This is a genomic window from Pseudomonas sp. DE0157, assembly GCF_007678615.1.
GTDB lineage: Bacteria > Pseudomonadota > Gammaproteobacteria > Pseudomonadales > Pseudomonadaceae > Aquipseudomonas > Aquipseudomonas parafulva_B.
Map to the genome: position 1 here is coordinate 1 of NZ_VEJN01000027.1, position 8,702 is coordinate 8,702.

The following is an 8,702-nucleotide window of genomic DNA, read 5'->3' on the forward strand; positions in this document are numbered from 1 at the left end:
GCTGGGCCTGCTGCTCGATCAGGCGGTGGACACAGTATTCGTCGGGGTAACGCTGCGCGGTCTGGTTCCAGGTGCGCAGGCCGTGCTGTTCACTGGCAGCGAGCATCGGCAGCTCGCCTATGGCCTGTGCAGGGCAGGCCACCATGCCGCGCAGCAGGGTCTGCCAGTGAGCGGCCATACGCTCGATGGTGGCGGCTTCGAACAGGTCGGCGGCGTACACCAGGGCCACGGAGATGCCCTGCGGCGTTTCCAGGGTCTCAAGGGACAACTCGAACTGCGCGCCGCCGCCGTCAAGCTGCAGTTCGCGGGCCTGCAAACCCGGCAGGCTGGTGCCAGTGGCAGTGGCGCCGACCGTGCTCAGGTGGTTGTACATCACTTGGAACAGCGGGTTGTGATTCAGCGCGCGCTGGGGGTTGAGCACTTCCACCAGGCGGTCGAACGGCAGGTCCTGGTTGGCCTGGGCCGACAACGTCACCTCCTTGACCGTCTGCAGCCAATGGCCTGCCGACTGCTCAGGTTGCGGGCACAAGCGCATGACCAGGGTGTTGACGAAAAAGCCCACCACCGCCTCCAGCTCCTGGCTGTTGCGGTTGTTCACCGGCACCCCGATGCGCAAGTCCGGCTGGCCGCTGTGGCGTTGCAACAGCAAGGCGAAGCTACCCAGGAACAGCTGGAACAAAGTGACGCCCTGGGCCTGGGCCAGCTCGCGTACCTGACGCTCCAGGTCCTGCGGCAGGTGCAGGTCAAGGCGCCCGCCACGGTCGCTGAGCTGCGCCGTGCGCGGGTGATCGGTCGGCAGCGACAGCACCACCGGTTCACCCCCAAGGCGTTCGACCCAATAGGCCTGCTGGCGCTGCATCTCGCCTTGGGCCAGCCACTGGCGCTGCCAGTGGGCGTAGTCGGCGTATTGCACCGCCAGCGGTTGCAGGGGGCACGTATGGCCGGCATTGAAGGCGCTGTAGAGCTCGACGAACTCGTGCACCAACAGGCTCATGGACCAGCCGTCGGAGGTGATGTGATGCAGCGTCAGCACCAGCACCCATTCGTCCATTGCGCGCTCGATCACCTTGACCCGCATCAGGGGCCCCTGGTGCAGGTCGAACAGGCGCGTGATTTCGGCGCGCACCGCAAGCTCCAGCTGGGGTTGGCTGGCATCGGGCAAGGCCGTCCATTGCAGGTCCACCGCCCCGGCCGGCTGCACCTGCTGATAAAGCTGGCCATCCTCCTGGACGAACGTGGTGCGCAAGGCTTCGTGCCGTGCCAGCAAGGTGTCCATCGCCCGCTGCAAGGCCTGGCGATCAAGCTCGCCCTGCAGCCGCACGGCCAGCGGGGTGTGGTAGGCGGTGCTCTGGGGCTGCAGGGTCCAGTACAGCCATTGACGCTGCTGGGCGAATGACGCCGGCAGGCGCTCGCTGCGCGGCAGTGCCGCAACGGCCGTCTGTTCGCGGTAGCACTCGCAGTGCTCCAGCGCCTGGGCCAGTTCACCCAGGTTGGCCGTGTCGAACATGGCCCGCAGCGGCAGGTCGAGCCCCAGTTGGCGGCGTACCCGCGAGACGATCTGCACGGCCAGCAACGAGTGGCCCCCCAGGCTGAAGAAGTTGTCGCCAAGCCCCACTGCCGGCACCTTGAGCACCTGTTCCCAGATGCCCGCCAGGGCGTGTTCTCGCTCGGTCACAGGCGGCACGTGGGCAGCGGCGGCACGCGCCTGGGTCGGCTGAGGCAGCGCGCGGGTGTCGAGCTTGCCGTTGGCGGTCAGGGGCATGACGGCCAGGGCCTGGTAGGTGCTGGGCAGCATGTAATCAGGCAGGCGCGCTTGCAGCCAGGCTTCCAGTTGCGCCTGCGCGTCAGTGCCCGCATAGACCACATAGGCCACCAGTTGCGCATGGGCCGCTTCGCCCACCAGCAGCACGGCCGCGTCGCGCACCTGGGGCGCCGCACGCAGGGCCAGCAGCACTTCATCCAGGTCGATGCGGTAGCCGCGCAGCTTGACCTGGCGGTCGACACGGCCAAGGAACGCCAGCTCGCCCGAGGGCAGACGACGCACCCGGTCGCCTGTGCGATACAGGCGCGCACCCGGTGCGCCGAAGGGATCGGGCACGAAGCGTTCGGCGGTCATGCCCGGGCGGTTCTGGTATCCACGGGCAAGGCCGGCGCCGCCGATGTACAACTCGCCGTGGCTGCCCGGCGCCTGGCGTTGCAGGCCGGCATCGAGCACCTGGGTGCTGGTGTTGGGCAATGGCCGGCCCAGCACGATGGGGCTGTCTGCCGCGCTGAGGCTCTGGGTCAGTACGCCGACGGTGGTTTCGGTCGGGCCGTAGTGGTTGATGATGTCGCAGCGGCCCAGTGCGCGCAGGCGTTCGATCAGTGCAGGCGAACAGGCCTCGCCACCGAGCACCAGGCAGCGGGCAGGCAGCACCTGTTGCGGTTGGTCAGCGCCCAGCAGCGCCTCCAGGTGCGACGGCACGATTTTCAGCACGTCGATGCCATGGTCCTGCATGTAGGCGCCGAAGCGCTGCGGGTCGAGGGCCACGTCCTGCTCGATGATGTGCAGCGAGCGCCCGGAGCACAGTGCGCCGAACAGCACGGTATGCCCCAGGTCCGCCGCCAGGGTGGAGACCACCGCCATGCTGCTGGCGCCCTGCAGCGGCAGGGTCTGGAAAATGCCTTGCAGGTAGTTGCCCAGGGCGGCGTGGCTGACGGCCACGCCCTTGGCGGTGCCGGTGGAACCGGAGGTGTAGATGACGTAGGCCAACTCGGCCGCGTCGATTGGCCGCTGTGGGCCCCGTGCACTGACTTCAGGGCGAGCGGGGTCGAGCAACAGGGTCGTCACCCCGGCGAGCTGCGGCAGGCTGGCTTGCAGCACCTGCTGGGTCAGTAGCACGCCGACCCGGCTGTCCTCGATCATGTAGGCCAGCCGCTGGGCGGGGAATGCCGGGTCCAGCGGTACATAGGCCGCCCCGGCCTTCCACACGGCCAGCAGGCCGATCACCATTTCCAACGAGCGCCCGGCGGCCAGGCCGACGCACACCTGAGCACCGACGCCCAGCTCGACCAGTTGCAGGGCCAGCGCGTTGGCGCGGGCATCCAACTCGGCGTAGCTCAGGCGTTGCCCAGCGAATGTCAGCGCCAGGGCATGGGGAACGCGCTGCACCTGGGCCTCGAACATCTCCAATGCCGACGGCGCTGCCGGTGCCTGCGGGCCTGCGGCCTGCTGGTGCAAAAGCGCCGCCTGATGGGCGTCGAGCAAAGGCAGTTGGTCCAGTGACTGGTCGGCATCCTCGCTCATCGCCTGCAGCAGCTGCAGCCAGTGCCCGGCCATAAGCGCGATGGTGGCCGGCTCGAACAGCTCGCTGGCGTAGGTCAGCGAGGCATGCAGGTGGCCACCGCGCTCGAAGGTGGTGAGGGTCAGGTCGAAGGGCGTGGGGCGGCTGCTCGCCTCCAGAGGGCGCAGTTCCAACCCCTCGCCCACCGTCATCACCTCGATATCGGCAACGTTCGGCAAGTGGTTGTACATCACCTGGAACAGCGGGTTATGGCTCAGGCTGCGGTCAAGGTCCAGGGCCTCGACCAACTGTTCGAAGGGCAGGTCCTGGTGCGCCTGGGCACCGGCGGCGGTCTGTTTCACGGCGCCCAGCAGGCTGGCGACCGACTGCTGCCCTTGCAGGGTGGTGCGCAGCACCTGGGTGTTGACGAACAGACCGATCAAGCCTTCGACCTCGGCCCGATTGCGGTTGGCCACGGGCACGCCGATGCGCAGATCGGTCTGGCCGGTGTGGCGGTACAACAGCACATTGAATGCTGCCAGCAACACCATGAACAAGGTCACGTTGTGCTGGCGCGCCAGGGCCCGCAGTTGTTCCGCCAGGGCGGGATCGATGACCAGCTCGTGACGCTGGCCGCGCTGGCTGGCCACCGCCGGGCGTGGAAAATCGGTGGCAAGCTCCAGCAACGGCTGCTCATCGCCCAACTGCTCGCGCCAGTAGTCCAACTGCCGCGCCTGCTCACCGGCCTCCAGCCACTTGCGTTGCCACAGGGCGTAGTCCATGTACTGGACAGGCAAAGCCGGCAGCGCGGGTTCAACGCCTGCGGCAAAGGCTTGGTAGGCCTGGACGAACTCGTCGATGAGCACGTTCATCGACCAGCCATCGGACACGATGTGGTGCAGGGTCAACAGCAGCACATGCTCCTGCGCCCCAAGCGTCAGCAAGCTCACGCGCATCAAGGGGCCGACGGCCAGATCGAAGGGTTGCAGCGCCTCTTGTTCGGCCAGCTCGCGCACACGGCGCGCCTGGGCATCGGCGTCCAGCTCAACCAGGCTGTGCTTGGCAACGTGCACCGGGTGTTTGGCAGCCACCTGCCGGACCTGGCCGTCTGCGCCTTCGGCAAACACCGTGCGCAGGCTCTGGTGGCGCTCTACAAGGCAAGCAAAGGCCTGCTCCAGCGCCGCCACGTTCAAAGGCCCGCTCAAGCGCACGGCGCTGGGCAGGTTGTAGGCACCGCTGCGCGGGTCCAGCTGCCAGAGGAACCACATGCGCTGCTGGGCATACGACAGTGCATCGCGGTCCGGGACCTGCACGTCGGCGGCGATGGGGAATTGGGAAAAGTCGATGCCTTCGGCGCGCAGGCCATCCAGAAACAGATGACGCTTGTCCACTGGCAGCTCTATGAAACGGCGGGCAAGCTTGAGGGACTTATCGGCATTCATCTGCGACCTTCCATACAGTTGGGTATCGAGCGTTGGCTCGGCTATCCCTACGGGACGTAGGAAGACGCGAGAAAATTAGCCGCCCAGCTTAGGCGCTGGCGCCAGGCATGCCGGTAAGGCGCCGGTTAAATCGGTGCTCGTATCGCTCGTTAACCCTGCACAACGACAGATCGACAGGGGTTGACCGTGGACCTTCAGAGCATTCTCAGCAGGCTGTTCGCCAATGCCCATGGCGTGGGCATCGAGGGCGTCTACCAGTTCGTCTTCGCCCATGACCGGGCCTTCTGGTCGGAGGTACGCGAGCAGAGCCGCACCGGTGTTGGCCGCCACGCCGCGCCGGACGTCACCATCGAGGTGGCCGAACGCGACTTTCTCGGGATCATGGGCGGCACGGCCAATGTCGAGGAACTGTTCGCCAGTGCGCGGCTGAAGATCACCGGCAACATGGGCCTGGCCACGCTGCTGCCGCAGATCATCAACAGCGCGCGGCAAGGCACTTCGGCCAGCAAGGTGGCCATGAATCAACGCTACCCCACGCCCGCACGCATCAGCGAACGTGTATCGGCAGCGCAGCCTGTGCTGCGTGAGGTACCCCGCCTGCCGCGGGCGCAGCTGTCAGCCGAGCGTTTTGCCCGGGAGTACCTGCCGCTGGGCATGCCGGTGGTGATGAGCGACGCCCTGCACGACTGGCCGCTGTTCAGCATGGGGCGTGAGGCGTCCATCGCGCACTTTGCCGAGCTGCAAGGCATCACCCGCCACGGCGACTACGTGAAGAAAACTTTCTCCACCGACCGCGACTTTCGCGCCACCTCCATGGCCGACTTCATTGCCTCGCTGGACACGCCGGCCAAACCGGGTGAAACCCCGGCCTACATGGGCAACAACATCGTCCCGGAAAAGCTCCTGGCGCTGATCCGCTTCCCCGACTACTTCGAGCGTTCGCGCTACATCGCGCCGCGCATCTGGATTGGGCCCAAGGGCACGCTCACACCCTTGCACCGGGATGACACCGACAACCTGTTCGCCCAGGTCTGGGGGCAGAAGTCGTTCATCCTTGCCGCCCCGCATTACCGTCCGGCGCTGGGCACCTGGTCGACCAGCCCCAAGGGTGGCCTGGACGGCTGCGACTTCAACCCCGATGCCGCCGACTACCGGCGGTTCCCAGCCGCCCGCGATGTGCCGTTCCTGCGTGTGGTGCTGCAAGCCGGCGACCTGCTGTTCTTGCCCGAGGGCTGGTTCCACCAGGTGGAGTCGGTGTCCACCTCGCTGTCGGTCAACTTCTGGGTGAACTCCGGTCGCGGTTGGTAAGGCGCGGTTAATTTGCCTGGGCGTCGGCTCGTTTCTCAGCAAAGACGTCTGCACGAGAACGCCCCATGCCCAGCCCAGCCCGCATGACCCAAACCCTCCAGCAAGGCCTGCGCCGTCTGATTGGCGGCGCCAGGCGCCAACCCCAGCCCTACCGCCTGTTCGACCTGGTGCTCAGCCGCCGCCTGAGCCTCACACCTTCGCTCAGCCGGCTGGTGTTCACAGGCCCCGACGTGGCGCAGATGACCACCCTGGCACCGGACCAGCGGGTGAAGCTGTTCTTCCCCGCGCCCGATGGCTCCCTTGCGCAACTGCCTGCCGACCAGCACTGGAAGGCCGCCCACAGCGCGCTCGCTGCCGAACAGCGCCCACCGATGCGTACCTACACCTTGCGCGCGCTGCGCCCAGAGGCATTGGAGGTGGACGTGGATTTCGTCTTGCACGGTGTCAACGGCCCTGCCTCTGCCTGGGCTACCGAGGCGCGGCCGGGGGATCGCCTGCAGATGCTGGCACCGAACCTGGCCCATGCGGGAGACCCTGGTGGGTACGAGTGGAAGACGCCGCAAGGGGTACGCAACGTGTTGCTGGTCGGGGATGAAACGGCGCTGCCAGCGATTGCCGGCATCCTCGAAGCTCTGGCCGTGACGCAACCGGACCTGGCGGTGCAGGCGTTCATTGAAGTGCCCTTGCAGGCCGACTGCCTGGAGGTGCGTCACGGCAGCGGCGTTGAGCTGCACTGGCTGCCACGGGATCTTTTGAACTGCGCGCAGGGCCAGGCCATGCTGCATGCCGTGCGTGAACTGGCCCGACTGCCCCAGGGGCACGCAGTGCCCGAGGCCAGGCTGGAGGATATCGATATTGACACGCGCATTCTGTGGGAACAGGCCAGTACCGCCTGCAGCGTGTTCCACGCCTGGGTGGCGGGCGAGTCGGCCACGGTCATGGCCATCCGTCGCCATTTGATCAAGGAGCGCGGGTTGCCACGTCAATGGCTGACCCTGATGGGCTACTGGCGCGCTGGCAGAACCCTGGACTGACGGGGCGTGTAGCCGGGGGCACACGGCCCCCCGCTGGACTCAGACCGCCGCGGCCACGGCAGCGGCGAAGCGCTGAGCGACCTCGTCGACCTGCTCGTCGCTGATGATCAAGGGCGGCAGGAAACGCACCACTGCCCCGTGGCGGCCACCGAGTTCCAGGATCAGGCCTCGCTTGAGGCACTCGCGCTGTACGCGCGGGGCCAGTTCGCGGTTGGCCGGCGGGTGCCCCTGGGCGTCTGCCATGCCTTGCGGATCGACCAATTCCACGCCCAGCATCAACCCCCGACCACGGATATCCCCCAACTGCGGATAATCTGCCTGCAGGCGCTGCAAATGCCCGCGCAGGCGCTGACCCATGGCCTCGGCATGGTCGGCCAGGCGGTGCTCGACCAGGTATTCGAGCACGGCAGACCCTGCAGCCATGGCCATCTGGTTGCCGCGGAAGGTGCCGGCATGGGCGCCTGGCTTCCAGGTGTCGAGCCAGTCGCGGTAGACCACCACGGCCAGGGGCAGGCTGCCACCGATGGCCTTGGACAGGGTGACGACGTCTGGCACGATACCGGCGTGTTCGAAGGCGAACATGCGTCCGGTACGGGCGAAACCGCTCTGGATTTCATCGACGATCAGCGCAACACCCGCCTGCTCGGTGATGCGCCGTACGCCCTTGAGCCACTCGATGTCGGCGGGTATCACGCCGCCTTCGCCCTGCACCACTTCCAGAATCACCGCGGCTGGCAGCGGCACCCCGCTTTCGGGGTCGAGCAGCAGGTTTTCCAGGTAGTGCAGGTTGGCCTTCACCCCCGCTTCGCCGCCCAGGCCGAACGGGCAGCGGTAGTCGTAGGGGTATGGCATGAACTGCACGCCGCTGCCCAACAATGCGCCCAGGGGCTGCTTGGGACCCAGGCTGCCCATCAGGCTCAGTGCCCCTTGGCTCATGCCGTGGTAGGCGCCCTGAAAGGTCAGGACCGTGCTGCGGCCGGTGGCGCTGCGCACCAGCTTCAGCGCGGCCTCCACCGCATCGGTACCGGTGGGGCCACAGAACTGCACCTTGGCTTCACGGCGCAGTGCTTCGGGCAGCACGGCGAACAAGTCCTGGACGAAGCGGTCCTTGACTGGGGTAGTCAGGTCCAGGGTGTGCAGGGGGAGTTCATCGGCCAGCACGCGCTGGATGGCTTCGACTACCACGGGGTGGTTGTGGCCCAGCGCCAGCGTACCGGCACCGGCCAGGCAATCGATGAACTGGCGGCCTTCGACGTCCTCGACATAAATGCCACGGGCGCGCTTGAGGGCCAGCGGGATACGGCGGGGGTAGCTGCGGGCATTGGATTCCTGTTGCTGCTGGCGGTGCAGCAGCGGCGAATCGGTGAATTCGTACAGGGGGTGCGGGGTGGTGGCCGGTGGGACCTGAGCAAGGCTGGTAGCGGTGGACATGGTGGATCCTCGCAAGCAAGCGAATGGGCGGTAGTCGCTTGAGAGACGCTTAGCCGGGGGGAGGATTTAGGGGGGCTTTGCTCTTGCTCTTGCTCTTGCTCTTGCTCTTGCTCTTGATCTGGCTCTTGCTCTTGCTCTTGCTCTTGCTCTTGATCTTCGCGACTTCAGAAGGCCGAACGCAGGTCTTGCGGAGGGAGGTGACAGGCATGGATGCCTGTCAAGCG

5 protein-coding genes are annotated in these 8,702 nt (G+C 66.7%); 2 read left to right on the forward strand and 3 right to left on the reverse strand.

Going from position 1 to position 8,702, the window contains the following annotated elements; translation table 11 throughout:
- The coding region (locus FS777_RS21060; RefSeq protein WP_145257541.1) for a non-ribosomal peptide synthetase at window positions 1-4,705 on the reverse strand (4,705 nt) is incomplete at its 3' end.
- A 186-nt stretch (window positions 4,706-4,891) separates the two neighbouring features.
- Between FS777_RS21060 and FS777_RS21065 the strand changes: the two genes are divergently transcribed.
- Both FS777_RS21065 and FS777_RS21070 read left to right on the forward strand, forming a co-directional pair.
- Window positions 4,892-6,013 (forward strand): cupin-like domain-containing protein, encoded by a 1,122-nt coding sequence (locus tag FS777_RS21065; RefSeq protein ID WP_145257544.1) that lies wholly within the window; start codon window positions 4,892-4,894, stop codon window positions 6,011-6,013.
- A 65-nt stretch (window positions 6,014-6,078) separates the two neighbouring features.
- Window positions 6,079-7,047, forward strand: coding sequence for a siderophore-interacting protein (locus FS777_RS21070; protein ID WP_145257547.1), 969 nt, complete (start codon window positions 6,079-6,081; stop codon window positions 7,045-7,047).
- Between the two features lie 39 nt (window positions 7,048-7,086).
- Here the strand turns inward: FS777_RS21070 and FS777_RS21075 are convergent, their stop codons facing one another.
- Window positions 7,087-8,478: an aspartate aminotransferase family protein gene (locus tag FS777_RS21075; protein WP_058606009.1), complete on the reverse strand. Its 1,392-nt coding sequence runs from the start codon at window positions 8,476-8,478 to the stop codon at window positions 7,087-7,089.
- Window positions 8,479-8,527: 49 nt separating this feature from the next.
- The gene (locus FS777_RS21510) at window positions 8,528-8,686 is read right to left on the reverse strand and encodes a hypothetical protein (RefSeq protein WP_178091308.1); all 159 of its coding nucleotides are present in this window, start codon (window positions 8,684-8,686) and stop codon (window positions 8,528-8,530) included.
- Between the last annotated feature and the right edge of the window lie 16 nt (window positions 8,687-8,702).